Origin of the sequence: Paenibacillus sp. 79R4, assembly GCF_013393165.1 — a bacterium.
In the GTDB taxonomy this organism is placed as follows: domain Bacteria; phylum Bacillota; class Bacilli; order Paenibacillales; family Paenibacillaceae; genus Fontibacillus.
Genome location: NZ_QJOT01000002.1, coordinates 75,273 through 100,767 on the forward strand (window position 1 = coordinate 75,273; position 25,495 = coordinate 100,767).

Sequence of the window (25,495 nt, forward strand, 5' to 3'; positions counted from 1 at the left end):
GAATCGCCGGGTACTTGTGTATTATGCGCTATTAGAGTTGTTCAAAAGGTATGCATCCGAGATCGCTTTCTACGAAAACATACCAGACTAAACGCCTCAGCCCTTGGCTTGATCCAGCCCTTTTGGTGCTGAAAAGCGAACTTTTGAACATGAACTATGAATAAAGCGACTCTTATAAATTTAACCTCTGACAGCACAATAGAAAAAATGCTGTACACGGTTCCGTATTTGTGAAGTTCATCAATCGGTACATTACTTCTAAAACAACAAAAGCCCTGCCTCTCTTTCGTCCTTGCGGCTCCGAAGACCGCTCCAGCGTGAATCAGAAAATTTCAAACGTTCCGTAAACTAGAAACTCTTACTTTGTAGGGTTATCAAATAGGAATTTTCTTCACTTCTAGATGGGTTAATTAGAAAACTTAGAGGAACTTACGAGGTTAAATTTACTCAACGAATGTAATTATAACATAAGTTTTCTGAAAAGGACAGGATTATTTCCAAACTGTGCTTATTTCGCATATTCCGGGACTTGTCTTCATAAGATTAGGACAAAACCCGCTGAAGGGGTGAGTCTGTCATGAGTCGAAAAAAACTGGTGGTTATCGTAGCAACAACCTTGCTCGTGATGATGCTGGGTCAGTTTGCCGGAATTCACAAATTTGTAGCAGGCGGAGACCCTGAGAAGGGCAATAAGCTTGTGCTCGGTTTACTTGGGGAGCAGAAAGAGGATGATCCCTTGCTGGCGCAAATACGCGCCGAGGCAGATAAACGGAGAATCGAGCCTATCGATGCAGTCAATGACCGGGTATGGAAAGCTGTTCCCGGATACAATGGTCGTGAGGTAGATATAGATAAGACCTATGAAAAGGCTAAAGCAGCAGGTCCCGGCCAGAAGCTTGAGTTCGTCTATCGCGAGCTGAAGCCGAAGGTCAGCCTGGATGATCTGGGGGCGGTGCCGATCTTTCGCGGTAATCCCAACAAGCCGATGGCTGCATTTATGATTAATGTGGCCTGGGGCAACGAGTATATTATTCCAATGCTGGACACGCTCGATGAAGCTAATGTGAAAGCAACCTTTTTCTTTGATGGAAGCTGGCTGAAGAAGAATACCGATCTGGCGTTGGAAATTCAAAAAAGAGGGCATCAGCTTGAGAATCATGCTTATTCCCATCCGAACATGAGTCAACTGGACGATAGCCGGGCCCGGCTGGAAATATCGAAGACGAAGGATCTGCTGAAGGAGAAGTTAGGGGTAGAGAATCGCTGGTTCGCACCGCCGTCCGGGGATTACAATCAGAGAACGGTCGATCTGGCGGCTGAGCAAGGACTAAAAACGGTATTATGGACCGTAGATACGGTTGATTGGCAGAAGCCTGCAGCAAGTACAATTATACAAAAAATCGCTCAAAAGGTGGAGCCCGGATCGTTGATTCTGATGCATCCCACCGCATCCTCACGAGATGCCCTAAAAGGGATGATTCAGGTGATTGAGCGCAAGGGGATCAAGCTGGGCACGGTGGCAGAGACCTTGTCCTCAGAACGAATCGATACGCCTGGAGTTGAGCGGTAGCCTTTTTTTTGATAGGATAGGATTGCATTTATCAATTCGCGGGTTGCTGGTCAAGCTATCCGTTTAAATGATGGTTCACGAAACAAGTTTTGCGGGGCAAAACCTTTAGGAGGATCCTTAGTGAATAAGACGCAATTAAGCAATGGCCTGCGGGTCGTTACGGAGAAAATTCCATCCTGTCGATCGGTCTCCTTCGGAATTTGGGTGAAAACCGGATCGCGTAATGAAACGCCGGAGCAGGGCGGGATTTCTCATTTTATTGAACACATGCTGTTCAAGGGAACGTCAAAATACAGCGCCAAAGACATCGCTGAGGAATTTGATGCCATCGGCGGCAATGTTAATGCGTTCACCTCAAAAGAGTATACTTGCTTCTATGCCAAGGTACTTGATGAACATCTGCCGATTGCAGTTGATGTGCTATCGGATATGTTCTTTCATTCGCTGTTTGATGCCGAAGAGCTTCGCAAAGAGAAGAACGTCATCCTGGAGGAAATCTCGATGTATGAAGATACGCCGGACGACATGGTTCATGATCTTATAACAGAAGCCGCCTATGGGGGACATCCTCTGGCTCTGCCTATTCTCGGAACCGAGGAGAAGCTTCTGGCGATGACGCCAGATCATCTTCGCCAATATATGAGAGAGAAGTATACGAACGAGAATACTGTGATCAGTGTTGCAGGCAATATCGATGACTCTCTGATGGAGCTGCTAGAGAAATATTTCGGAAGTTTCAGCAATCATGGTATTAGCGATCCATTGGTTGTGCCCGAATTCCTGGGCGAGCTCAAGTTCTATAAGAAGAAGACGGAGCAAAATCATATCTGTCTCTCCTTCCCGGGACTTGCTACTGGGGATGACAGACAATATGCGATGGTGCTGCTTAACAATGCGATTGGCGGCGGCATGAGCTCTCGCCTGTTCCAGGAAATTCGCGAGAAGCGCGGCCTGGCCTACTCTGTCTATTCCTATCATAGCTCCAGTGCGGATAGCGGCCTGTTTACGGTCTATGCCGGAACTGCCCCTAAGCAGACCGAGGATGTTCTGAGCTTGACGAAAGAAATTTTGCAAGATATCGCCCAAAACGGACTGACTGATAACGAGCTCCGCAAGGGCAAGGAGCAGCTTAAGGGCAGCCTGATTCTAAGTTTGGAGAGTACGGGGAGCCGGATGAACCGCCTCGGTAAGAATGAATTGATGCTGGGACGTCATTTTACCCTCGATCAAATGATAGATCGTATTGATGCGGTAACGATGGATGATGTAAACTATTGTATTATGGAAATGTTCAAGAAGCCGTTCGCACTTGCCATGGTAGGTGCTTCGGACCGGGCAATATCCGGATTAAGGAGAGATGAACTTGTCATTTGATGTACAGCTAAAACGTATGCCAGGCAATGAGGATGTAGAGCTTCCCCGCAAAATGTCTGAACTTGCCTCTGGTTTTGATCTTTATGCAGCAGTAACACAGGATATCAGATTGCAGCCGGGAGAACGGTTCCTCGTACCGACCGGCATTGCAATCGCCATGCCAGCCGGGCTTGAGGCGCAAGTCCGTCCGCGCAGCGGATTGGCATTGAAGCATGGTATTACATGCCTTAACACGCCCGGGACGATCGATGCCGATTATCGCGGAGAGATCAAAGTGCTTTTGATTAATCTGGGGCATGAGGCGTTCACAATTACACGCAATGAGCGGATTGCGCAGATGGTGTTTCAGACTGTGCCTGTGGTCAACCTGGTTGCCGTGGACGAGCTGTCCGATACAGAGCGTGGGGCCGGTGGATTTGGCCATACGGGAACGAAGTAAAAGCTCCGTAGAAGTTGGCCTGGATTTGAAACTTCAGGTCAGCATATCATGTGAAGAGACATACTTAAAACAAGCAAGCATCCTGCCTTCGGTTGTAAAAACCGGGGCCGGATGCTTGTTTTTTTATATGTAACTTGAGCCGCGCAAAAAGATAACCCCCCCTCCATCACCACTTGGTAGGCAACGGCATACTATGCTCTATACTGTATTGCCTGGAAGGAGTGGCGTCCTGAATGCTGACCGGTCTTACAATTGTGTTCCTGGGTGGAGATGCCAGGCAGATCGAAGTCATTAATAAGTGCATTGAACTGGATGCCTCAGTTCGTCTGGTTGGCTTCGACAAGTTGGAAAATCCGCCATCCGGAGTGAGGCATGAAGCATTGTCTTCTGTTTTGCTGCAAGAGGCGGATATTATCGTCATGCCGGTGATTGGCTGCGATGACAATGGAATTATCGCTGCGCCGTTCGGAAGCGGAGATCTGGTGATGAAGCAGGAGCTGTTCATGGCCATACGGGAGGGAGCCCTGGTCTACACGGGCATGGCCAAGAGTTTGCTGCGACGGATGAGCAGCGAGTATGGTTTCCGGCTCATCGAACTCCTTGATCGTGATGATGTGGCGATATACAATTCGATTCCGACGGCAGAGGGAGCCCTTATGATGGCAATTCAGAATACTGATATTACCATTCACGGCTCGACCTGTGTCGTGCTTGGAATTGGGAGAACAGGCTTCACTCTGGCGAAGACTTTGCAGGGATTAGGAGCGAAAATCAGGGTAGGTGTCCGCAGGGAGGCGGATGCTGCGAGAGCGGCCGTTATGGGCTGGGAGCCTTTTATGACAAGGGATTTGACCGCTTGCACCAGCGATATTGACTTGATTTTTAATACAATACCGACTATGATAATCACAGCGCAAATCATATCGAAATTGCCCAGAAGAACGGTAATTATCGACCTTGCCTCAGCTCCTGGCGGAACGGATTTCCGCTTCGCCGAGAAGCGTGGAATCAAAGCGCTCCTTGCTCCCGGATTACCTGGAATCGTAGCTCCTAAAACGGCTGGAATTATTATAGCGAACACATTGTGTCAGTCGATTACGGAAGAGTTCCATTTACGGGGGGATGAAGAGTGAATTGGCAAGGTGTAACAGTAGGTTATGCGGTAACAGGCTCACATTGTACACTTGCTGAGGTGATGCCGCAAATCCAGCGTTTTGTGGATGATGGTGCTAAAGTTGTTCCGATCATATCCCAATCGGTACTAACAACGGATACCCGTTTTGGCAAATCAGAGGATTGGCAGGAGCAGTTAAGAGATATTACCGGGAATAATATCATTTCTACAATTGTCGAGGCCGAGCCGCTCGGACCTAAGAAATTGCTGGATATTATGGTTATAGCGCCTTGTACAGGAACTACGACCAGTAAACTTGCGAATGCGGTAACAGACAGTCCTGTCCTGATGGCAGCAAAAGCGCAAATGCGCAATGGGCGTCCGCTAGTGGTCGCTATTTCAACGAATGATGGTCTGGGGTTTAATCTGGCGAATATCGCCAAGCTTATCGTCGCGAAGAATATATACTTCGTTCCTTTCGGTCAGGATAATCCGGCAGAGAAGCCGAATTCTCTGGTGGCACGGATGGAACTGGTTCCTGAGGCCTGCTTCGCGGCGCTTGAAGGTAAGCAATTGCAGCCGCTCATTGTAGAACGGTTCAATTCATAGGGGCATATGAAGGATTATTAACTTAGGTAACAGCAACCTGCGTGCGTATTCCGGTTGTTTATGGGCATTTTGAGGTCGGTCTATTGTCAAAGTTGGCACGGGTCACGATCTGGATGAAGTGAGAAGCTTGCTGTCCGATGCACCGGGTGTGACGCTTGTTGACGATCCGGCAGTGCAGAGCTGGAGCTCTGGTTACGGAAACTGCCGTCAAGACGGAGGTGTTCATAGACCGTCTGCGTCGTAATCTTGGCAATGCACGGGCGCTAAATTGTAGATTGTGTCCGATAATCTGCTGAAAAGGCGCAGCATGGAACGCTGTTTAAATTGCAGAGATTATTGCAGCTAATGGATAAAACTTGATACCATAGCAGCCTAGAACAACGGAATAAAGTCAAGCTTTACTCCGCATACGTAAATTGGAGGAATACCCATGCGCATCTTAGTGCAAAAATTCGGTGGCACTTCTCTCTCCACTCCGGAGGCAAGAGATTACGTCATCTCACATATTCGCCGGGAGCTGGCTAACGGTTTCCGGCTCGTTGTGGTGGTGTCAGCAATGGGCCGCAAAGGCGACCCGTATGCAACAGACACGCTTCTTGATCTTATTGCTGGCAGCGGGGGATCATTGGAGCCGCGGGAACAGGATCTGCTGTTAGCCTGTGGTGAAATGATCTCCGCTTCCATGCTTAGCAGCCTGCTAAATAGAGAGAATATCTCTTCTTCCGTATTAACGGGAGCGCAGGCGGGGTTCCGAACGGATAGCCATTATGGCAACGCCAGAATTCTCGATATTGTACCTACCCGAGTGCTGGAGCAGCTGGAGCAGAAAGATGTTGTGATTGTAACCGGGTTCCAGGGGCAAAATCAGATCGGCGATTTTACGACGCTGGGACGCGGTGGAAGCGACACTTCGGCAACAGCGCTGGGTGCGGCGCTTCATGCTGAAATGGTCGATATTTATACGGATGTGAACGGCATCCTTACAGCAGACCCTAGAATCGTAGAGGATGCAAGACAGCTTGACTATGTGAGTTATGCTGAAATATGCAATATGGCTCATCAAGGGGCTAAGGTCATTCATCCGCGGGCAGTTGAAATTGCCATGCAATCAGGTATACCTGTGCGCGTACGTTCCACTTTCTCGGAAAGCGAAGGAACGCTCGTTGCGAATCCGGAAGGGTTCAAGGATGTGCAACTTGGCATTCTGGACCGTTATGTTACCGGCATCGCCTATGTGAACAATGTGACACAGATCAAGGTTGATGCATCGTGTAGTAACAATAAGGAGTCCTTGCAGCTGCAAGTCTTCAAGACGATGGCAGAAAATTCAATCAGTGTCGATTTTATTAATGTTACCCCGTCAGGAGTCGTTTATACGGTATTTGACCATGATTCCGATAAAGCGGTACAGGTATTGGAGCAGCACGGCTTGAAGCCGGATGTATTGACAGGCTGTGCCAAAGTATCGGTCATCGGCGGTGGAATCAATGGGGTTCCGGGAATTATGGCCAAAATCGTTGAAGCCTTAACGGAGCAAAAGGTACAGATTTTGCAATCTGCAGACTCCAATACGACGATTTGGGTGCTAGTTAATCAGGATGATATGGTGGCGGCATTGCGGGCTTTGCATACCAAGTTTGAACTGGGCCGGTAGATCGCTTAAGCCTATAAATAAGTTTTATTCCGCTTATTCAGCGAATTGAGAGGGGAGACGAAGATGGATTTCGGTAGATTGATTACAGCGATGGTTACACCATTTGATGAACAGAATCGAATTCATTGGGGCGAGACAGCTCGTCTTATCGATTATCTAATTGAGGAACAGAAGTCCGACAGCCTGGTAGTATGCGGTACGACCGGCGAGTCTCCAACATTGACAGACGAGGAAAAGCTGGAGTTATTTCGCTTTACAGTAGAACATGTGGCTGGCAGATGCAAAGTGATTGCGGGGACAGGAAGCAACAATACAGCCCACACTATTGAATTGTCCAAAGAAGCGGAGAAGCTGGGTGTAGATGGACTGCTGCTTGTAGCCCCATACTATAATAAGCCTTCCCAGGAAGGCTTATATCAACATTTCTCTGCAATTGCTAATTCGGTTTCATTACCAGCAGTACTGTATAATATCCCAGGTCGTACGGGGATAAGCATCAGTGCCGAGACCACCTTGAGATTAGCGCAAATCCCTAATATTGTTGCCACGAAGGAGTGTGCTCCCCTGGATCAGGTAGCCGAGATTGCCAGCGGCGCACCGGCCGGTTTCATAGTGTATTCCGGTGATGATGCGGCTGCGCTTCCGGCTCTGGCCGTAGGGGCCTATGGGGTTGTAAGTGTGGCAAGCCATATCGTTGGCAGCCCGATGAAGGAAATGATCACTGGCTTCCTGGCAGGTCAGGTAGAAGAAGCTGCAAAGCTGCATCAAAGACTGCTGCCTGTGTTTAAGGGATTGTTCGAATGCCCGAATCCGGTTGCTGTGAAGTACGCGCTTAATCTGCGCGGATATTTGGTGGGTTCGGTGCGACTGCCGCTTATTCCTCCGACAGAGGCGGAAGCAGAGCGCATTCGCGAGTTGCTGAACTAGTTCGCGACAACCAAATTTATGATACTTAACCATAAAGCGATGCCTTGAATGAGGCATTGCTTTTTTTATTATGGAGCAATGTAGAGGTATGCGGTAAATTCGGCTGACTTGTTTTTTATCTTTTTAATCATGTATAATGTAATTCAAGTGACTGGGTGCGGTTAAGTTTTTTATAGTTTCATTTAAATGAGCACTGATCGGGTGCATAACAACAAATTCAAAAATTTTTGACGTCCAAACAAATTAGGAGGGTTAGATTCACTTGTCCAAAAAAATGAATAATGATAAACTGATGATCTTTTCATTGGGCGGCGTTGCCGAAATCGGAAAGAACATGTACGTCGTTCAATATGCCAATGATATCGTCGTCATCGATGCCGGTTTGAAATTCCCGGAGGAAGATATGCTTGGCATTGACATCGTCATTCCTGATATTACTTACTTGACGGAGAACCGTGATAAAGTAAGGGGTATCTTGATTACCCATGGTCATGAAGATCATATCGGTGGCTTGCCATACGTTCTCAAAAACCTGAATGTACCTGTCTACGGTACTAAGCTTACATTGGGGCTGGTTGAGAACAAGCTGAAGGAGGCAGGTCTGCTTGGTGAGACGAAGCGGGTGCTTATTAACGCGGATTCCGAAGTTCAATTGGGGTCTACGATGAAGGCCACCTTCTTCAGAACGAACCATAGTATTCCGGATTCCGTCGGGGTATGTCTGGAGACACCAGAAGGCAATGTCGTTCACACGGGGGACTTCAAATTCGACCATACGCCGGTGAACAATCAGTTTGCCGATCTTCATCGCATGGGTGAAATCGGGAAGAAAGGCGTGCTCGCCTTACTATCGGATAGTACGAATGCGGAGAGACCCGGTTTTACGCCATCTGAGAAAAATGTAGGCATCGTGCTTGACGATATCTTCAGCAAGGCCGCACAGCGGGTAGTTGTCGCGACCTTCGCTTCCAACGTTCATCGGATTCAGCAGGTCATTGATGCGGCTTATACAACGGGACGCAAGGTAACTATCATCGGGCGCAGCATGGTGAACGTGGTGACGATTGCCTCTGAGCTTGGTTATCTGAATGTACCTGACGGCTTGTTGATTGAGCCGGAAGAGATCAATAAAATGGCCGCAGATCGTGTAGTCATTCTCTGTACAGGCAGCCAAGGCGAACCTATGTCCGCTCTGACGCGGATGGCGCGCTCAACACATCGCAAGGTCGATATTTTGCCTGGGGATACCGTTATCATCGCTGCTACTCCAGTACCTGGTAATGAGAAGTATGTTGGAAGAACGATTGATGAATTATTCCGTCTAGGTGCGGAAGTAATATATAGCGGTTCAAATTCCGGAGTCCACGTATCGGGTCACGGCAGTCAGGAAGAGCTTAAGCTGATGCTGAACCTGATGCGTCCGAAATATTTCATCCCAATACACGGTGAATACCGGATGCTTCGCAAGCATGCGCTTCTTGGGGAATCCGTTGGCGTTGATCCAGACAATATCTTTCTGGTTGATATCGGAGATATTGTCGAGATCCAGAACGGTGTAGCCCGCAAGGCAGGCAAAGTTCCGTCCGGTAATGTACTGATTGACGGGCTTGGCGTTGGTGACGTAGGTAATATTGTACTGCGCGACCGCAAGCTTCTGTCACAGGACGGAATTCTGGTTGTCGTTGTCACGCTGAGTAAGCAGGATGGCACTATCGTCTCTGGGCCGGACATTATATCCAGAGGTTTCGTATATGTGCGTGAGTCCGAAGGGCTCTTGGAAGAAGCGAACCGGATCGTATCCAGCACACTGGAGAAATTGATGAGCGAGAACGTGAATGAGTGGGCTTCGTTGAAGACCAGCGTCAAAGATGCGCTCGGACGTTTCCTATATGAACAGACACGTCGCAGACCGATGATTTTGCCAATCATCATGGAAGTGTAATACTTCTGTAAATTTAGCTAATTAAATAATATTTTAGGCACACAGTCGCCTCTCTCCCAAAGGTAATATTGGACGGTTCCCCGTGGGAGGGGGGCTTTTTTTGTGTTGCGGCACTTCTTCTGCTTGGTATTGTAATGAGGCCATAGGAATAACGGCATACTAAACCTTATGGACGCAAGATTAGATTACAGGCTAATGCCGGAAGGAAAGGTGCATCATGCATAGACATAGTGAAGTATCAATGAGGCAGGAGATCGAGCCCGGGGAAAAGCCCGAGGTACAGCAGCCGATGCCTGAGGATAAACCCGATGTAACTGAGATGATCCAGCAGCTTGGTCAAACGGCTGTACCGACTCCAGGAGAGTCCAACATATATTGCTTGACGATAATCGGTCAGATCGAAGGTCATCTTGTGCTGCCTCCGCAGAATAAGACGACGAAGTATGAGCATTTGATTCCGCAATTGGTTGCAGCTGAACAAAATCCGAAGATCGAGGGCTTGCTCATCATTTTAAATACGGTTGGCGGTGATGTAGAAGCAGGGCTGGCCATCGCCGAGATGATCGCTTCCCTTACTAAACCTACGGTCACAGTCGTTATAGGAGGCGGACATAGCATTGGCGTACCTATTGCTGTTGCTTCTAATTATTCGCTGATCGCCGAGAGTGCGACGATGACCATTCATCCGATTCGCATGACCGGGCTGGTTATCGGTGTTCCGCAGACATTCGAGTACATCGAGAAAATGCAGGAGCGCGTGGTCCGTTTCGTAACGTCGCATTCTAATATTACTGAACAAATGTTCAAGGAGCTGATGTTCAAGACGGGCGAGCTTAATCGGGATATCGGAACCTCGGTCGGGGGAAACGATGCAGTCAAATATGGCCTGATTGACGGGGTTGGCGGGATCGGTGAAGGTTTGCTTCAATTGAACAGTCTGATCGATTCGCGAAGAAAAACTGCCCAAGGGGGACCGAAGCAATGACGCATTATACCATTATGCCGGAAGAGGAATACTGGGCCCAGCCTGAGGTTCAGGAAATGTATACGGAGCTCGAGATGGGAGGCGTTCTGATGCAGGTCCGGATGGAACAGGGAAATCGGGCTACAATTATCAGGCTGCTGCGCTGTAATCTTGAGGATTATTTGAACCCGCGGCTCGCTCCCGGCCAGCAAATCATCTATATGCCAACCTTGTTTAACTAAGTGTGTGACCCAAAAGCAGCCTTTTGAACCGCCTCAATTAAATCAAGTTCAAAAAGCGGGTTTTCAACACCGAGAAGGTTGGATGAAGCTAGGGCTTGAGGAGCGGAGCGTACGTGGTTTGTACGAGAGCACCGGGAGGGTTCGGTTGAATTTAAGATTCGATGTCGAGTAACTTCTTGGTAAATCTTCGTGTTGGATATAGAATTTATTCGTTATCAGCGGAAGCTGATGAAATTCTATATCGCAAGAAACCCTACCTCTGGATCGCGGTCGCTCATCCTTGAATTACCTCGGGCGGTTTTCTTATCAAAAGCAGCCTTTTTGAACGACCTCAAAGAAAGGGGTAGCGGTTTTATCGGGTGAATATGGTATAATATTCATCTGGGGGGTGTTCCTGTTTTGGCAAAAAAAAGGAAGAAGAAAAAGGCTGTTGCCATAGGCAATTTACTAAAATATGAAATTTATGGGATCATCCTGATTACTCTATCTATAATAGCGCTATCCGGCGAAGCTGCGGTGGGGAGAACACTGTCCAAGATGTCGGCTCTTTTGCTGGGCAAGTTCTATTTCGTGATTCCTTTAATAGGTATTTATGTTGGACTAGCCGTTATGATCAATCGCAAATGGCCATCCCGCTGGACGACTAGACGCAGCGGGGGCCTTCTTGCTGTGCTCGCGCTCGCTCTGATGAGCACTCTAATTTCGATGCAGCAAAGGCTGGAGCCGGTTGTTCCGATGACCTTTGGCAATATTTTGAATCAGATTCATATCGATCTGCGCACCTCATTATTTCAGCCGACAGCGATTGAAGCGGGCTTCAGCATGCTGAATTTAAATATCAGCGGAGGATATATTGGCGGTATTGAATTTGCGTTGCTTTATTCTCTGTTTGGTCCTGCTGGAGCTACGCTGATTATGATCGTTATGCTGGCGATCAGCTTTATGCTGATTACCGGTTTATCCTACGTGGATATTGTTCGTCTGCTTCGTGGCAGATTGGGGGAGCTGGGCAAACAGATGGGCGAGAAAGTGCGAATGCTGCGCCCTGTTCCCGTAAAGAACCGGAATCGGCGGGAGGCGAAGCCGGTGGCAGTATCGCCAGAGGACATGGAAGACGATGCAGGTTATATGCTGGCTGATGAGGAACCGCCGTCTACGCCAAAGAAGAAACCGGTATTTTTCCAGTTGTTTGGCTTTAAAGGCGTTTCTGCAAACCAAGCTGAGACCGCGAATGATTACATAGATGAAGACCAGCAGACGGAACCATTGGAATCAGACGCTTCCCAAGGCATTAACTGGAACGAATTGAAATATGAAGGCCAGCAGAACGGGGAGCTCGCCGCTGAGGATAGAGGCCCAATCATTCGAGATTTCTTCGACAATATTCAGCGGGAGAGTCGTCTGCATGAAGAGGATGAAGCCATGGAGGAAGATCTAGACTTAGAAGGCTTCGATCATGCGGCGACTTATCCAGAAGAGGAGCAAATTCCTTCCGGCCCCCTTGCTGAAGAAAGCTTCATGAATGAGGCGGCGGACTTGGATGAGATAGACTCCAGTCCTGAAGCGGAAGCTTCCTCGGGAGAACAGGAAACCGAAACGGATGTGCCGATAGCACCTCCAAAGCCTGCACCAAAGCCATATAAATTGCCATCGTTCCGTTTGCTCTCGAAGCCTGCCGGATCAGGCAAAGCCGGCGATCAGGCAGATTATATGCAAACTGCTCGCAAGCTTGAAGCTACGCTGGAGAGCTTCGGGGTGCGCGCGCGCGTGCTTGAGGTGGTAAGGGGGCCTGCGGTAACCCGTTATGAGGTGCAGCCGGATATCGGCGTGAAGGTTAGCCGGATTGTCAATCTGACTGACGATATTGCGCTGGCGCTTGCCGCCAAAGATATCCGCATGGAAGCGCCGATACCTGGTAAATCCGCGATTGGCATTGAAGTGCCAAATAATGAAGTTTCTCTTGTCACGATGCGTGAAGTTATGGAGACGCCGACCTTTATGAATTCGGAGGCTCGATTAACGATCGCCTTTGGTCGCGATATTTCAGGACAGACCATCGTTGGCAATCTGGCCAAGATGCCGCATTTGCTCGTTGCCGGAGCAACTGGCTCAGGCAAATCGGTATGTATTAACGGGATCATCACAAGTATTCTGTACAAAGCCAAACCGGATGAGGTCAAGTTTATGATGGTTGACCCGAAAATGGTCGAGCTTAATGTATATAACGGTATTCCTCATTTGCTGACTCCGGTAGTTACCGATCCACGCCGCGCTTCACTGGCGCTGAAGAAGATCGTTGTTGAGATGGAGAAGCGCTATGAGCTGTTCTCCAAATCGGGAGCCCGCAATATTGAAGGTTATAACCAAATGATGCAAGATAATCCCGAGGCTGTACTGCCTTATATCGTCGTCATTGTGGACGAGCTTGCCGATTTGATGATGGTAGCTGCGCATGATGTAGAGGATGCCATTGCACGTCTTGCACAAATGGCGCGGGCCGCGGGTATTCATTTGATTATTGCTACACAACGGCCTTCGGTTGACGTTATTACCGGGGTGATTAAAGCTAATATTCCGTCGCGAATTGCCTTTGGGGTCTCCTCACAGGTCGATTCCCGTACGATTCTCGACATGGCCGGTGCTGAGAAGCTGCTTGGCCGTGGTGATATGCTGTATATGCCGATGGGCGCCTCGAAGCCGATCCGCGTACAAGGTGCATTTATGAGTGATCAGGAGGTCGAGACCATCGTCTCTTATGTGCGGACTCAAGGCCAAGCGGAATATGATGAGAGCCTGGTTCCGGAAATCGATGAGGAGTCGACAGAGCCGGAAGAGGTTCTCGATGAATTGTATGATCAGGCGGTGCAGATTGTCCTTGAGGCGAAGCAGGCTTCGGTATCGCTTCTGCAGCGAAGAATGCGCGTTGGCTATACCCGGGCCGCAAGATTAATCGATTCGATGGAAGCGCGGGGGATCGTAGGTCCCTATGAAGGAAGTAAACCGCGGGAAGTGCTGCTTACAATGGAGCAATTCAAAATGAATAATAATAAAATCTCATCGTAGAGCAGTTTTTTTAAAAAGCCACCTCAGCTCTACGCTCATATCATAGCTGCAAAACCTCATTTGTTGCTGCCTTTTTTGGAGTGCATAGGAAGTGGTCGGGCTTGTCATACTAAAGTCAACCATCCATGTTAATCCACAACAGAAAGGTAGAGCTAAACGAATGATAAAAGCGAAAATATGGTATGCCGCCGGTTTAGTGCTGCTTTTATTTGGCATCGGGTTCGGGATATATCATTTTACCCAGGCCAACGATGTAAAGGCAAATCAAGAGGTTCCCAAGCAGGCCGTGCCTGTATTTAGTGAACAGGTTATCAACTATGGTGCATTTGGACAGGATGTATACGAGCTCCAAGGCCGTCTGGCTTTTTTGGGTTTTTATTACGGGAAGATCGACAGTAAATTCGGAGATAAGACCCGGGATTCCTTAAAGTGGTTCCAATCCGAGTTCGGACTCAAGGTGGATGGTCTAGCAGGTCCGAAAACGAAGCTTATGCTATGGAAAGCAACCAAGGAATGGAAGCCGGGTATGGAGTCAGGCCAGGGAACGGGCAAGGAGACGGCAAAGACTCCGTCGAAGGAACCGGAGAAAGGGAAGGAAAGTGAGGAGTTATCGCCTTCCAATGCGATGGGACTTTCACAAAATGATTTGAACATAATGGCGAATGCCGTATATGGTGAATCACGCGGAGAGCCGTTTGAAGGTCAGGTTGCGGTTGCCGCTGTCATTCTGAATCGGGTCAAATCGCCAAGCTTTCCGAATACCGTCTCAGGGGTTATCTTCCAGCCAGGGGCCTTTACAGCGGTTGCTGACGGGCAAATCTGGCTGACGCCGAACGAGACTGCCAAGAAGGCGGTTCAGCAAGCATTAAATGGTTGGGATCCTTCCGGAGGCTGCCTCTATTATTTCAATCCGGAGACAGCAACTTCTAAATGGATCTGGACCAGACCGCAGGTTAAGACGATTGGAAAGCATATTTTCTGTATGTAAATAGATCTAAATGAAGAGCAGCCGCTTGCTTGATGGGTGGTTGCTTCTTTCCTTTCCAATGGTATAGAATGGAACTAATTTCATTGTTAAATTCGAAGTGGTCCACATCTGGCCACTGATTTTTAAGCGGGTGGATTTAGCTTCGAATCTTCATTTCGCCTGTTTTTTACACATGCATGATTTGCATTTTAAGTCTTTTGTAAAGGAGTTTTGGTCTTGAACAAGATGATTTTTGAACGGGGCAGCGTGGGTCAAATTCGGATTCATGTAATGCCGACTACCAGATTCAAGACGTTTGCAGTGTCGCTCTATGCAGGTATTCCTCTGGCCAGAGAGACGGTTACTGCGACAGCTCTAACGCCGTTTGTACTTCGTCGCGGTACCGCTTCATATCCGGAGACAACCCAGTTTAGAGAGCAGTTAGAGCGCTTGTACGGCGCGGGATTCGGTTTTGATGTCTACAAAAGGGGTAATTATCAGATCGTTCAGTTTCGGATGGATACAATAAATGATTCGTTTGTGCAGAGCGAGCAGTCGCTCCTGTCGCAGAGCTTTGAATTTCTTGGTGAAGTCGTAACGAAGCCCGTGACAGAGTCAAATGCTTTTCGCCCATCTTATGTCGCTTCGGAGCGCGAGAATGTGCGCAAGAAGCTTGAGGCGATCATCAACGACAAAATGCGTTATGCTGCTGAGCGCTGTATTGAGGAAATGTTCCGCAATGACAGCTATCGGTTGCATCCTCTTGGCGAGCGCAGCGATCTTGAACAAAATACACCTGAATCGTTATATAACGCTTATCAAGAATGGCTGAAGAACGCAAGCCTTGATCTATATGTTGTAGGGGATACGACACTGGCTGAGGTTGAAGAGCTGGTGACGCATCATTTTCAATTGAATCGTTCTGCCTTCCTGGGTTATGAGCCGGAGCGAGTGAAGCTATCCAATACCGAACCACGAACAATTACTGAAAAGCTGGATGTAAGCCAGGGCAAGCTAAATCTTGGACTTCGCACGGATATCACCTATGGGGATGAACGCTATGCCGCTGCATTGTTGTATAACGGAATTCTCGGAAGTTATCCGCATTCCAAGCTTTTCGTAAATGTACGGGAGAAGGAAAGTCTGGCTTATTATGCAGCTTCGAGATTTGATGGCCATAAGGGAATGATCGGCATTCAATCCGGCATTGAGATCGCTAACTATGAAAAAGCTTTAGATATTATCAAGGCCCAATTAGCTAGCCTGCAAGCCGGCGAGATCAGTGAGATGGAAATGACACAGACCAAAGCGATGATCCGCAACAGTCTGCTGGAAATGCAGGACTCGGCGTTTGAAATGATCGCTTATGATTTCAACCGGATACTTTCCGGCAAGGATCGTCCGGTAGAGCAATTGCTAAGCGAGGTAGAACAGGTGCAGCCTGCCGATGTTGTTGAAGCAGCGAATACGGTTCGGCTTGACACGATATACTTTTTGACAGGGCAGAAGGAGGGATAACCTGTGGAAGCTATCACTTATGATCGATTACAGGAAACCTTATATCACGAGACGATGAGCAACGGTTTGCAGGTTTATGTACTTCCCAAGCCCGGATTCCAAAAGACTTACGCTACTTTTTCCACAAAGTACGGTTCGATCGACAATCATTTCAGGGTAGAAGGCGAATCGGAAATATCAGTGCCGGATGGCATAGCCCATTTTCTTGAGCATAAAATGTTCGAGGAGCCAGAGGGCGATATCTTCACCAAATTCGCTATGCAAGGGGCTTCGGCTAACGCCTTTACCAGCTTTGATCAGACGGTATACCTGTTCTCGGCTACAGAAAATATTATGGCCAATCTGGAAACTCTTGTGAACTTTGTGCAGCATCCTTATTTCACGGATCAGAATGTGGAGAAGGAAAAGGGAATTATCGGCCAGGAAATCGGTATGTATGGAGATAATCCGGATTGGAGAGTGTATTTCGGCTTAATTGAAGCGATGTATGCGGTGCATCCAGTTCGCATCGATATTGCCGGAACGGTGGAATCAATCGCCACGATTACGAAGGAGACGTTATACACTTGTTATAATGCCTTCTACCATCCAAGCAACATGTTGCTGTTTGTCGTGGGCGGGGTGGATCCTGAAGAAGTATTCCGAATGATTCGGGACAATCAGGCGGCCAAGGATTACAAGCCGCAGGGTGCGATTGAACGTTTGTTTGACCAAGAGCCCACTGCTGTACACCAGGCTCGTAAAGTTTCCAAGCTGCCGGTTTCGCTGCCAAAATGTCTGTTTGGCTTCAAAGAGACGCAACTGGGGGTTTCTGGAGAAGAACTGTTACGCCGGGATTTAACGACAAAGCTGGCGATGGATCTGCTGCTTGGCTCAAGCACGAAGCTTTACCAGAAGCTCTATGATATGGATTTGATATCGGACGGCTTCTCTTATGAATATAACAGTAATCCGCATTACTGTTTCTCGGCGATTGGCGGGGATACCAAAGACCCGGATCAATTGCTGGAAGTCATCAAGAGCGAGATCGAGGCTGTCAAGGCCAGCGGATTCCGGGCGGAGGATTTTGAACGGGCCAAGAACAAGAAGATCGGTGGTTATCTGCGGATGCTGAACTACCCGGAGAATATCGCCCATGAATTTACCAGATATAACTTCCGGGGCGGGGACCTGTTCAAGGTACTGTCGATTTATGAAACCTTGACACTGGAGGATGTAAACGAACGTCTGCGCGAGCATATTGACTGGAATCAATTAGCTGTATCACTAGTGGTGAGTCCGTAATATGACAATACAACATGGGAGTGAGAAAAGCATCGGGGATATGACGGTTCTCGTTACGGGAGCCAGTCGAGGGATTGGAGCGCAAATTGCGCTCCGATTCGCGTCGGTGGGGATGAATGTAGTGATTCACTATTTGAATTCGCATGAAAGAGCGAATGAAGTAGCCAGACAATGCATGGAGATGGGGGCGAAGGTACATACCATCTCTGCAGATTTGCGGAGCAAGACGGAGATTGAACGGATGAAGGAGAGGCTGGCGGGCTACGGATTGCATCCGGATATTCTTGTGAATAATGCGGGAATTTCCCATTACGGACTGCTGACGGATGTCGAGGAGGCTAAATGGGACGAGATTATGGATGTTAACTTGAAGAGTGTCTTTCTGCTGAGTCAGGCTTTTTTGCCCTACATGATATCGCAGCGTTTCGGGCGGATCATTAATGTGTCCTCCGTCTGGGGCATCGCCGGCGGCTCTTACGAGGTTGTCTATTCCGCCGCCAAAGGCGGCGTTAACGCCTTTACGAAAGCGCTGGCCAAGGAAGCAGCCCCTTCCGGCGTAACCGTAAATGCGGTCGCTCCGGGGGCTGTGAAGACGGATATGATGGACCGCTTCGATGCCGAAGAACTGAAACAATTGGAGGAGGATATTCCGGTGGGCAGGCTCGCCGCACCGGAGGAGATATCCTCTCTGGTTTATTTTTTGGCTTTGCCGGAGTCCAGCTATATTACAGGTCAGATCATTAGCCCGAACGGGGGCTGGATTACCTGATTTAGGCTGTGCTGTCTCGTGAATAAATGAGCAGGGAATAACGAATATTACGACTGTTGATTATAATTTACCGACATTGAGGAGGAGTTAATTTTGTCAACAGTACTCAAAAATTTTGATACATGGAAGAAGTTCCTGGGTGAGCGCGTAAAACATGCGGAGAACGCAGGTTTTAGCGAGGAAGCCATCGCCAATCTTGCTTATGAGATTGGGGGATTTCTGGAGGACAAGGTTGATCCGCAAAATGATTCCAACCGTACTCTGAAAGAACTGTGGGATGTTGGGGATGAATCGGAGCGCAAGGCAATCGCCCGTCTGATGGTTAAATTGGCGAAGAAAAACGCATAGACTTGCCTGGAAAGCTCCCGAAATCTGGGGGCTTTTCTCCCATTTTTTACAACTACTTGCCTTTCAAAAATTTTTTCTTTATTATTAGACACGTATTGTTTTATACGTTTCGGCGAGAAAGTATCCATTTATGTTCGAAAGGCAGGACATTTGGATGATTTTGTCGAAAAAGAGTAGTCTGTAAGGAATATAAGAAGGTGTATGTTTGATGGGTCAAAGACAGTGGTATTTGGAGTATAGAATACATAAGAACCGCCCGGGCTTGTTAGGTGATATTGCATCGATGCTCGGTATGCTGGAAGTCAATATTTTGACCATTAACGGGGTAGAAGGAGATACGCGCGGACTGCTGCTGGAAAGCGATGAAGATGAGAAGATTGAGCAGATTGGAAAAATGCTGGCCAAAGTGGACAGTATAACCGTAACTGCGCTCCGCAGCCCTCGACTGGTTGATTTGTTAGCGGTTCGACATGGTCGATATATTGAGCGGGACTCAGACGATTTGAAGACATTTCGTTTTAGCCGTGATGAATTAGGTCTTTTGGTGGACTTTCTAGGTGAAGTGCTTAAGAAGGATGGCCATCAAATGATTGGTCTCAAAGGAATGCCCCGTGTAGGCAAGACGGAATCCATCATTGCCGGAAGCGTCTGCGCAATGAAGCGCTGGACGTTCGTATCTTCCACACTGCTACGGCAGACGATACGAACACAGCTCTCTGAAGAGGAAAATAATCCACAGCATGTATTTATTATAGATGGAATTATGAGCACGATGCGATCCAATGAGAAGCATAATCAGCTGATCAAACAAATTATGGAGATGCCTTCCACGAAGGTGATTGAGCACCCGGATGTATTTATAGAGCATACGGATTATAGTTATGACGATTTTGACATTATTATCGAATTACGTAACAATCCGGAAGAGAAAATCGTTAAAGATACGTTTGCTACGCAATATCCGGAGGATTAAACTTTAGATTAAATGAAGCTCTTGTATTGACAGTGTTATGTCAATTGGTGTGATAGAAGAGGGAGTATAAATAATATCAGGAGGTGATGGTCGTGTCGGATTTGGGACAACAGTTAAAAGAAGCTCGTCTATCTATGGGCCTATCATTGGATGACGTTCAGGAAATAACAAAGATACGCAAGCGATACTTGGAAGCCATCGAGGCGGGAGACTATAAGGTTTTACCGGGGAGTTTTTATGTCCGGGCATTTATCAAAACATATGCGGAAGCAGTAGGGATTAACGCGGATGAACTTCTGGCCGAACATAAACAGAATGTGCCGGAAGCGGTACCGGACACAACCATGGAACCTGTGCTTCAGAAGCGTCGCAGCAGACAGACCACTGAACGCAATTCGAAGTGGCTTACGACTGCTTTGATGTGGTCTTTCTTTGCGCTGATTGTGATCGTCATTTATTTATATTTCACCGTATGGAGTCAGTCGAATGAGGCAAAGACCAAAGAGCCTGATCCAACAGCGATTACTAACAATTCGGAAAATCCGCAAAATAATACAAAGCCGAATTCCAATACAGGAACTGATCAAGATGGCGCGACAAATACGAATGCCGGTACGGATGATCAGACGGGAACTCCTGGTGATGGAAATGCAACGGATACAAATACAACGGGGCCTGATGATACGAATACGGATAATACGGCTAACAAAGAAGTTGTCGTAGCTCCTGACGGCAAGGAAGGAAGTACGACGAAGTTCAAGGTACAACCTGTAGGCAGTGAACCGGTGAAAATCGTCATTACAGCGAAGGGCAGCAGCTGGGTTGAAGTGCGCAAGGGCGATAAGCGCGGCGAGAAGCTTTACTATCAGACGATGCAAGATGGTGAAGTGCTGAACTTTGATCTTGGCGAGGAAGGGATGTTTATCAAGTCCGGGGCCTCCCCGAATACGACGATTACCGTTGGAGGACAGGTCGTTGATGACGGCAAGAATACTTCGAAAATTCAATTGAACCTGGGTACCGTGGATACTTCTTCGGATTCAAATAGTGCAAATACAGGCACTAATAGTTCCAATTCCGGTACTGACGGAACGGTAACGGGTCAATAATAAAATATAACAGGTGTAGGCTGAGCAGAGGGTTCAGTCACACCTGTTTTTTATTATGAAGGGGCTTAATACTCGACTTTGCTAAATTTATTACATATAATTAGGAGACATAGGATTATAGTGTGTTCATTGGTAATTTTGCCTGAGCACCCTTATAGAGAAAGGAATGTGAAAGATGGCTTCAGAAAGCTCTTTTGATATTGTCTCCAAAATGGACATGCAGGAACTATCCAATGCCATTGACCAAACGGAGCGTGAAATTGCGAACCGGTTTGACTTCAAGGGCAGCAAAAGTGAACTTAAGGTAGAGAAGGATGTACTGGTCGTTATTTCCGATGATGAGTACAAGCTTGGTGCAGTCATAGATATTCTGCAGTCGAAGATGATCAAGCGCGGTCTGCCGATCAAGAATCTGGATTATGGCAAGGTCGAGCCGGCCTCCCTGGGTACCGTTCGTCAACGGATCAAGTTGAAGCAAGGGATCGATCAGGAAAATGCGAAGAAGATTAATGTCCTGATCCGCGACTCGAAGCTGAAGGTGAAGAGCCAGATCCAGGGGGATCAAATTCGCGTAACCGGCAAGAGTAGAGATGATTTGCAGCAAGTAATCCAAATGCTTCGCAAAGCGGATCTTACTGTCGATCTACAGTTTACGAATATGAAGTAAGCAGAATTATGATTGTGTCTTCGATAGTTCATGACATGCGGTCTCTCGTAGCGGCCAAGCCGCGACGTGAGACTTTTTCATGTTTTTGACAGCGGTATTCACGAAATATTATACTTATACAGGGTATTATGGTTGTAAAATGGAGGGGCTCATAGCATGATGACTGAAAAGGTGAAGATCGTTACATTAGGCTGCGAGAAAAATATGGTTGACTCCGAGATTATGTCCGGTCTGATTGATCAGCGCGGATATTCACTTGTAGAGCAGGCAGAGGACGCAACCGTTATTATCGTAAATACTTGCGGATTTATTGATGCCGCCAAAGAGGAGTCCGTAAATACGATTCTTGATTTGGCCGAGCTCAAAGAGACAGGTAAGCTGAAGGCGCTTATCGTATCGGGCTGCTTAACGCAGCGTTATAAACAGGCACTGATGGAAGAAATGCCGGAGATTGATGGGATCGTTGGTACCGGCGACTTCTATAACATTAATCAGATCGTCGATGAAGCGTTAGGAGGTAAGAAACCGGCATTTGTCGGGAATCCTGTATTTAACTACGAGGAGATCTTGCCTCGCAAGTTATCGACGGAGAAATATACAACCTATGTGAAGATCGCGGAAGGCTGCGACAATAACTGTACCTTCTGCAGCATTCCTATTATGCGGGGGGCATTCCGCAGTCGCTCTATGGAGTCCATTGTTGCGGAAGTGACCGGGCTTGCGGCTCAAGGTGTGAAGGAGATCAGCTTGATCGCCCAAGATACAACGAATTACGGAACTGATCTGTACGATGGAGAGTATAAGCTGGCAGAGCTGATCAACAAGGCCAGTGAGGTGCCAGGTATCGAGTGGGTCAGACTGCACTACGCTTATCCGGGCTTCTTCACAGACGAACTGATCGAGACGATGGCCTCTAATCCGAAGGTCTGCAAATATATCGACATGCCACTGCAGCATAGTGAGGATGCGGTGTTAAAGCGTATGAGGAGACCGGGCCGAAATCGTGATATACGTGAGCTTATCGCCAAGATCCGCTCGCGGATCCCGGGTGTGGCGCTGCGTACTTCATTGATCGTAGGTTTCCCAGGAGAGACGGAAGAGGACTTTGAACGGTTATGCGATTTTGTTAGAGAGGTTAAATTTGATCGCCTGGGCGTCTTTACATACTCCAAGGAGGACGATACCCCTGCTTCGCGTCTGCCAAACCAAATCGACGAGGAAGTTAAGGAGTGGCGGGCGAATACGCTTATGGAAATTCAGCGGCAGGTGTCCAATGAGAACAACGGAAAATATGTTGGACAGGTGCTGGAGGTATTGATCGAAAGCTATGATGGTCGCAGCGATGTGTTTGTCGGCCGTTCGCAGTATGATGCACCGGAAATTGACGGAGATGTCTATGTCTCGAATTGCAAAGTTGAAATTGGTGAGATTATTCCAGTACGAATTACTCATGCCTATGAATATGATATGTCCGGGGAGGGTGTACTTTGAATCTGCCCAATCGTATCACTTTAGCGCGTATTTTCATGATCCCGCTGATGTTGGTGTTCTTGCTGTTTGATTTTGAGTGGTGGTCTCATGAATTGATTCTGGGGAGTTACTCACTGTCTGTGAATCATCTGATTGCAGCTATTCTGTTCATTATTGCCGCGAGCACAGATGGCATCGATGGACATATTGCCCGTAAACGCAATCTTGTCACTAATCTTGGCAAGCTGCTTGATCCCCTTGCTGATAAGCTGCTTGTAGCGGCTGCGCTAATATCGCTCGTAGCCCTCGATAAGGTGAACGGATGGGTGGTCGTCATCATTATCAGTCGTGAGTTTGCAGTTACGGGTTTGCGTGAGATCGCCTTGCTGGAAGGCTCGGTGATTGCTGCCAGTAATTGGGGAAAAGCGAAGACGATTACGCAGATTATTGCCATCTCGGCTTTGCTGCTTAACAATTTCCCGTTCGAATGGATCGGATTTCCATTTGCGGACATTATGATTTGGCTTGCGACGATCATTACGGTGTATTCCGGGATTGATTACTTCGTCAAGAACAAGCATGTGCTGAACTTTTCAAAAATGTAATCGCTAATGGAACTTTTGCTGGGGGTTATAATACCTCTTATCCAATTGGAAAAAGAGACAACTTCGAGAAGGTAGCTTAATTATAGCTATGTGTTCAAGTACTTTTTGAACAATCTCTAAAAGGGAGAAATGACTTGAATGAAAGCGGAAATTATTGCCGTAGGAACGGAACTGCTGCTGGGGCAAATCGTCAATTCCAACGCCCAATATTTGTCTCAGGAGCTGGCTTCGCTAGGGATTGATGTCTACTTCCAGACCGTAGTGGGCGATAATACATCCCGGCTCAAGCAAGCGATCGAGCTGGCCGCAGGACGGGCGGACGTATTGATCTTTACTGGGGGGCTCGGTCCCACTCAGGATGATCTAACGAAAGATGTAGTGGGCGAGGTGCTGGACAGATCCTTACATATCGACCGGATGGCCATGGATAATATAGAGCGGTTCTTCAAGGATCGCGACGTGCCGATGACGGAAAATAATCGTAGGCAGGCGCTGTCTATAGACGGGGCAACCCCGCTGGCCAATGAAACAGGTCTTGCTGTAGGAAATGCCCTCGCTGAGGGCGGGAAATTTTATATTTTGCTGCCCGGACCGCCTAGCGAGATGAAGCCGATGTTCGAGCAACAGGCTAAGCCCTGGATGATGCAGCATGTGCTGACGAATGAATCTCCAATCTATTCGCGAATGCTTAAATTCGCCGGTATCGGTGAATCGGCTTTAGAGACCAAGCTGCTTGATCTGATTGAAAGTCAAACCGATCCTACAATAGCTCCTTATGCCAAGGAGAGTGAGGTAACGATCCGCATCTCGACAAAGGCGGACAGCCAGAGCGCGGCCGAGGGCAAGCTGGACGTGATGGAGAAGCAGATCGCTTCTCGCCTGCCGGAGCATTTCTATGCGAATGAGGATGTGCCGATCGAGAAGACCATCGTCGATATGATGACGGAGCAGGGACTTACAGTCAGTTGTGCGGAGAGCTGTACCGGTGGCATGCTGATGCAGACAATCACGACGATCCCTGGCAGCGCCACCGTTTTCCTCGGCGGAATCGTGTGCTATTCCAATGCCATGAAGGAGAAGCTGCTCAACGTACCGCATGATCTGCTGGAGGGCGAGAACGCGCCCGGAGCCGTCAGCGCTGAGACAGCGAAGGTGCTGGCTGAACAGGTGCGGATGATCGTGGATACCGATTTTGGCCTCGCCGTTACCGGCGTAGCTGGACCTGCCTATTCCGAGCGCAAGCCGGTGGGGCTGGTCTATATCGCGATCTCTCGCCGTAATGGCGATACCGAGGTGCACGAACTGCATCTGAAGGGGAACCGCAACACGATCCGTCTACGCTCCACCAAGGCTGTTCTTTACCATCTCTGGAAGCAGCTTAAACGGAATGAGAACCAAGCTGGCAAATAACCATTGCCGGACTCCTAAATATTGGATATAATCGAATTACGGAAGAACCGTAGCCCAACTTGCTTCAAGTTGCTGCTGCGGTTCTTTTTTGCGTAATTGCGTGATGAAGTATGGAGAGAGAAGAGAGGAGGCTTTGATCGCTGCTGGAACCAATGGAGAACCAAAGGTGATCTAAAGACAGGGCTGATGCAGCAATTGATATGTAATATAATGTCCCGGACTATCGTATACCGCACGAAGTAGAGCGAATCCCGTAGGGAGAGCGCCGATCAAGTTCTCGAAGTAGCACCATAAGTGTATTAAAGATGTGAAGTGGGCGAAGCCACGGACATCACAATGGAAGTGCCGCGCGCCGCACGAAGTAGAGCGAATCCCGTAGGGAGAGCGCCATTAGAACTCCAACATAGCACCAAGGGCAGGAGCACAAAAAGTAAAGCGTGCCCGAAGGGAGGAAAGCGTTGATTGGAGACATATACC

At 48.1% G+C, this 25,495-nt stretch carries 22 protein-coding genes and 1 pseudogene; all 23 read left to right on the forward strand.

Going from position 1 to position 25,495, the window contains the following annotated elements:
* Positions 1-577 precede the first annotated feature (577 nt).
* The 23 genes and pseudogenes from DMN77_RS02330 to DMN77_RS02435 all read left to right on the forward strand — a co-directional run bounded on the left by DMN77_RS02330 (position 578) and on the right by DMN77_RS02435 (position 25,018).
* Entirely contained in the window at positions 578-1,570 is a 993-nt protein-coding gene (locus DMN77_RS02330) for a polysaccharide deacetylase family protein (protein ID WP_179013349.1), read from the forward strand.
* A gap of 120 nt (positions 1,571-1,690) precedes the next feature.
* On the forward strand, positions 1,691-2,944 hold the full coding sequence (locus DMN77_RS02335; RefSeq protein WP_179013351.1) for a M16 family metallopeptidase: 1,254 nt from the start codon (positions 1,691-1,693) through the stop codon (positions 2,942-2,944).
* Positions 2,928-3,383: a dUTP diphosphatase gene (dut, locus tag DMN77_RS02340; RefSeq protein WP_068780763.1), complete on the forward strand. Its 456-nt coding sequence runs from the start codon at positions 2,928-2,930 to the stop codon at positions 3,381-3,383. The genes DMN77_RS02335 and dut overlap by 17 nt, the downstream gene beginning before the upstream one ends.
* 233 nt (positions 3,384-3,616) lie before the next feature.
* Positions 3,617-4,516, forward strand: a complete 900-nt coding sequence (dpsA, locus tag DMN77_RS02345; protein ID WP_179013353.1) for a dipicolinate synthase subunit DpsA — start codon at positions 3,617-3,619, stop codon at positions 4,514-4,516.
* Positions 4,513-5,106 (forward strand): dipicolinate synthase subunit B, encoded by a 594-nt coding sequence (locus DMN77_RS02350; protein ID WP_068780765.1) that lies wholly within the window; start codon positions 4,513-4,515, stop codon positions 5,104-5,106. Before dpsA ends, DMN77_RS02350 begins: the two co-directional genes overlap by 4 nt.
* A gap of 26 nt (positions 5,107-5,132) precedes the next feature.
* Positions 5,133-5,429 (forward strand): annotated as a pseudogene (locus DMN77_RS24180) (Asd/ArgC dimerization domain-containing protein); the annotation flags it as partial.
* A 107-nt stretch (positions 5,430-5,536) separates the two neighbouring features.
* Positions 5,537-6,760 (forward strand): aspartate kinase, encoded by a 1,224-nt coding sequence (dapG, locus tag DMN77_RS02355; RefSeq protein WP_179013355.1) that lies wholly within the window; start codon positions 5,537-5,539, stop codon positions 6,758-6,760.
* A gap of 63 nt (positions 6,761-6,823) precedes the next feature.
* On the forward strand, positions 6,824-7,687 hold the full coding sequence (gene dapA / locus DMN77_RS02360; protein ID WP_068780767.1) for a 4-hydroxy-tetrahydrodipicolinate synthase: 864 nt from the start codon (positions 6,824-6,826) through the stop codon (positions 7,685-7,687).
* 262 nt (positions 7,688-7,949) lie between these two features.
* Positions 7,950-9,629 (forward strand): ribonuclease J, encoded by a 1,680-nt coding sequence (locus DMN77_RS02365; protein WP_068780768.1) that lies wholly within the window; start codon positions 7,950-7,952, stop codon positions 9,627-9,629.
* Positions 9,630-9,846: 217 nt separating this feature from the next.
* Positions 9,847-10,614 carry a ClpP family protease gene (locus DMN77_RS02370; protein ID WP_068780769.1) on the forward strand — a complete coding sequence of 256 codons (768 nt, stop codon included), beginning with the start codon at positions 9,847-9,849 and terminating at the stop codon, positions 10,612-10,614.
* Entirely contained in the window at positions 10,611-10,835 is a 225-nt protein-coding gene (locus DMN77_RS02375) for a YlzJ-like family protein (RefSeq protein ID WP_068780770.1), read from the forward strand. Before DMN77_RS02370 ends, DMN77_RS02375 begins: the two co-directional genes overlap by 4 nt.
* A gap of 399 nt (positions 10,836-11,234) precedes the next feature.
* On the forward strand, positions 11,235-13,898 hold the full coding sequence (locus DMN77_RS02380) for an FtsK/SpoIIIE family DNA translocase (RefSeq protein ID WP_068780771.1): 2,664 nt from the start codon (positions 11,235-11,237) through the stop codon (positions 13,896-13,898).
* Positions 13,899-14,058: 160 nt separating this feature from the next.
* Positions 14,059-14,886, forward strand: coding sequence for a spore cortex-lytic enzyme (sleB, locus tag DMN77_RS02385; protein WP_068780772.1), 828 nt, complete (start codon positions 14,059-14,061; stop codon positions 14,884-14,886).
* Positions 14,887-15,102: 216 nt separating this feature from the next.
* Positions 15,103-16,383: an EF-P 5-aminopentanol modification-associated protein YfmF gene (yfmF, locus tag DMN77_RS02390; RefSeq protein WP_179013356.1), complete on the forward strand. Its 1,281-nt coding sequence runs from the start codon at positions 15,103-15,105 to the stop codon at positions 16,381-16,383.
* 3 nt (positions 16,384-16,386) lie between these two features.
* Entirely contained in the window at positions 16,387-17,667 is a 1,281-nt protein-coding gene (gene yfmH, locus DMN77_RS02395) for an EF-P 5-aminopentanol modification-associated protein YfmH (protein ID WP_179013358.1), read from the forward strand.
* Between the two features lies 1 nt (position 17,668).
* Entirely contained in the window at positions 17,669-18,436 is a 768-nt protein-coding gene (gene ymfI, locus DMN77_RS02400) for an elongation factor P 5-aminopentanone reductase (RefSeq protein WP_179013359.1), read from the forward strand.
* A 93-nt stretch (positions 18,437-18,529) separates the two neighbouring features.
* Positions 18,530-18,784, forward strand: a complete 255-nt coding sequence (locus DMN77_RS02405) for a DUF3243 domain-containing protein (RefSeq protein WP_179013361.1) — start codon at positions 18,530-18,532, stop codon at positions 18,782-18,784.
* A gap of 208 nt (positions 18,785-18,992) precedes the next feature.
* The gene (locus DMN77_RS02410) at positions 18,993-19,757 is read left to right on the forward strand and encodes a DUF3388 domain-containing protein (RefSeq protein WP_068780777.1); all 765 of its coding nucleotides are present in this window, start codon (positions 18,993-18,995) and stop codon (positions 19,755-19,757) included.
* 86 nt (positions 19,758-19,843) lie between these two features.
* Positions 19,844-20,866, forward strand: a complete 1,023-nt coding sequence (locus DMN77_RS02415; protein ID WP_218652828.1) for a helix-turn-helix domain-containing protein — start codon at positions 19,844-19,846, stop codon at positions 20,864-20,866.
* A gap of 175 nt (positions 20,867-21,041) precedes the next feature.
* Positions 21,042-21,533, forward strand: a complete 492-nt coding sequence (locus tag DMN77_RS02420; RefSeq protein WP_068780779.1) for a YajQ family cyclic di-GMP-binding protein — start codon at positions 21,042-21,044, stop codon at positions 21,531-21,533.
* Positions 21,534-21,692: 159 nt separating this feature from the next.
* The gene (rimO, locus tag DMN77_RS02425; protein WP_068780951.1) at positions 21,693-23,024 is read left to right on the forward strand and encodes a 30S ribosomal protein S12 methylthiotransferase RimO; all 1,332 of its coding nucleotides are present in this window, start codon (positions 21,693-21,695) and stop codon (positions 23,022-23,024) included.
* Positions 23,021-23,608 carry a CDP-diacylglycerol--glycerol-3-phosphate 3-phosphatidyltransferase gene (gene pgsA, locus DMN77_RS02430; RefSeq protein WP_068780780.1) on the forward strand — a complete coding sequence of 196 codons (588 nt, stop codon included), beginning with the start codon at positions 23,021-23,023 and terminating at the stop codon, positions 23,606-23,608. The genes rimO and pgsA overlap by 4 nt, the downstream gene beginning before the upstream one ends.
* 138 nt (positions 23,609-23,746) lie before the next feature.
* The gene (locus DMN77_RS02435) at positions 23,747-25,018 is read left to right on the forward strand and encodes a competence/damage-inducible protein A (protein WP_179013364.1); all 1,272 of its coding nucleotides are present in this window, start codon (positions 23,747-23,749) and stop codon (positions 25,016-25,018) included.
* Positions 25,019-25,495: the final 477 nt, after the last annotated feature.

Excerpts from the sequence above, each read along its gene's own strand:
- DMN77_RS02420 (WP_068780779.1), top strand. The coding sequence starts at position 21,042 with ATGGCTTCAGAAAGCTCTTTTGATATTGTCTCCAAAATGGACATGCAG.
- DMN77_RS02330 (WP_179013349.1), top strand. The coding sequence starts at position 578 with ATGAGTCGAAAAAAACTGGTGGTTATCGTAGCAACAACCTTGCTCGTG.
- dapA (WP_068780767.1), top strand. The coding sequence starts at position 6,824 with ATGGATTTCGGTAGATTGATTACAGCGATGGTTACACCATTTGATGAA.
- DMN77_RS02435 (WP_179013364.1), top strand. The coding sequence starts at position 23,747 with ATGAAAGCGGAAATTATTGCCGTAGGAACGGAACTGCTGCTGGGGCAA.
- ymfI (WP_179013359.1), top strand. The coding sequence starts at position 17,669 with ATGACAATACAACATGGGAGTGAGAAAAGCATCGGGGATATGACGGTT.
- DMN77_RS02410 (WP_068780777.1), top strand. The coding sequence starts at position 18,993 with ATGGGTCAAAGACAGTGGTATTTGGAGTATAGAATACATAAGAACCGC.
- rimO (WP_068780951.1), top strand. The coding sequence starts at position 21,693 with ATGACTGAAAAGGTGAAGATCGTTACATTAGGCTGCGAGAAAAATATG.
- DMN77_RS02375 (WP_068780770.1), top strand. The coding sequence starts at position 10,611 with ATGACGCATTATACCATTATGCCGGAAGAGGAATACTGGGCCCAGCCT.
- DMN77_RS02370 (WP_068780769.1), top strand. The coding sequence starts at position 9,847 with ATGCATAGACATAGTGAAGTATCAATGAGGCAGGAGATCGAGCCCGGG.
- DMN77_RS02415 (WP_218652828.1), top strand. The coding sequence starts at position 19,844 with ATGGTCGTGTCGGATTTGGGACAACAGTTAAAAGAAGCTCGTCTATCT.
- dapG (WP_179013355.1), top strand. The coding sequence starts at position 5,537 with ATGCGCATCTTAGTGCAAAAATTCGGTGGCACTTCTCTCTCCACTCCG.
- dut (WP_068780763.1), top strand. The coding sequence starts at position 2,928 with ATGAACTTGTCATTTGATGTACAGCTAAAACGTATGCCAGGCAATGAG.
- sleB (WP_068780772.1), top strand. The coding sequence starts at position 14,059 with ATGATAAAAGCGAAAATATGGTATGCCGCCGGTTTAGTGCTGCTTTTA.
- dpsA (WP_179013353.1), top strand. The coding sequence starts at position 3,617 with ATGCTGACCGGTCTTACAATTGTGTTCCTGGGTGGAGATGCCAGGCAG.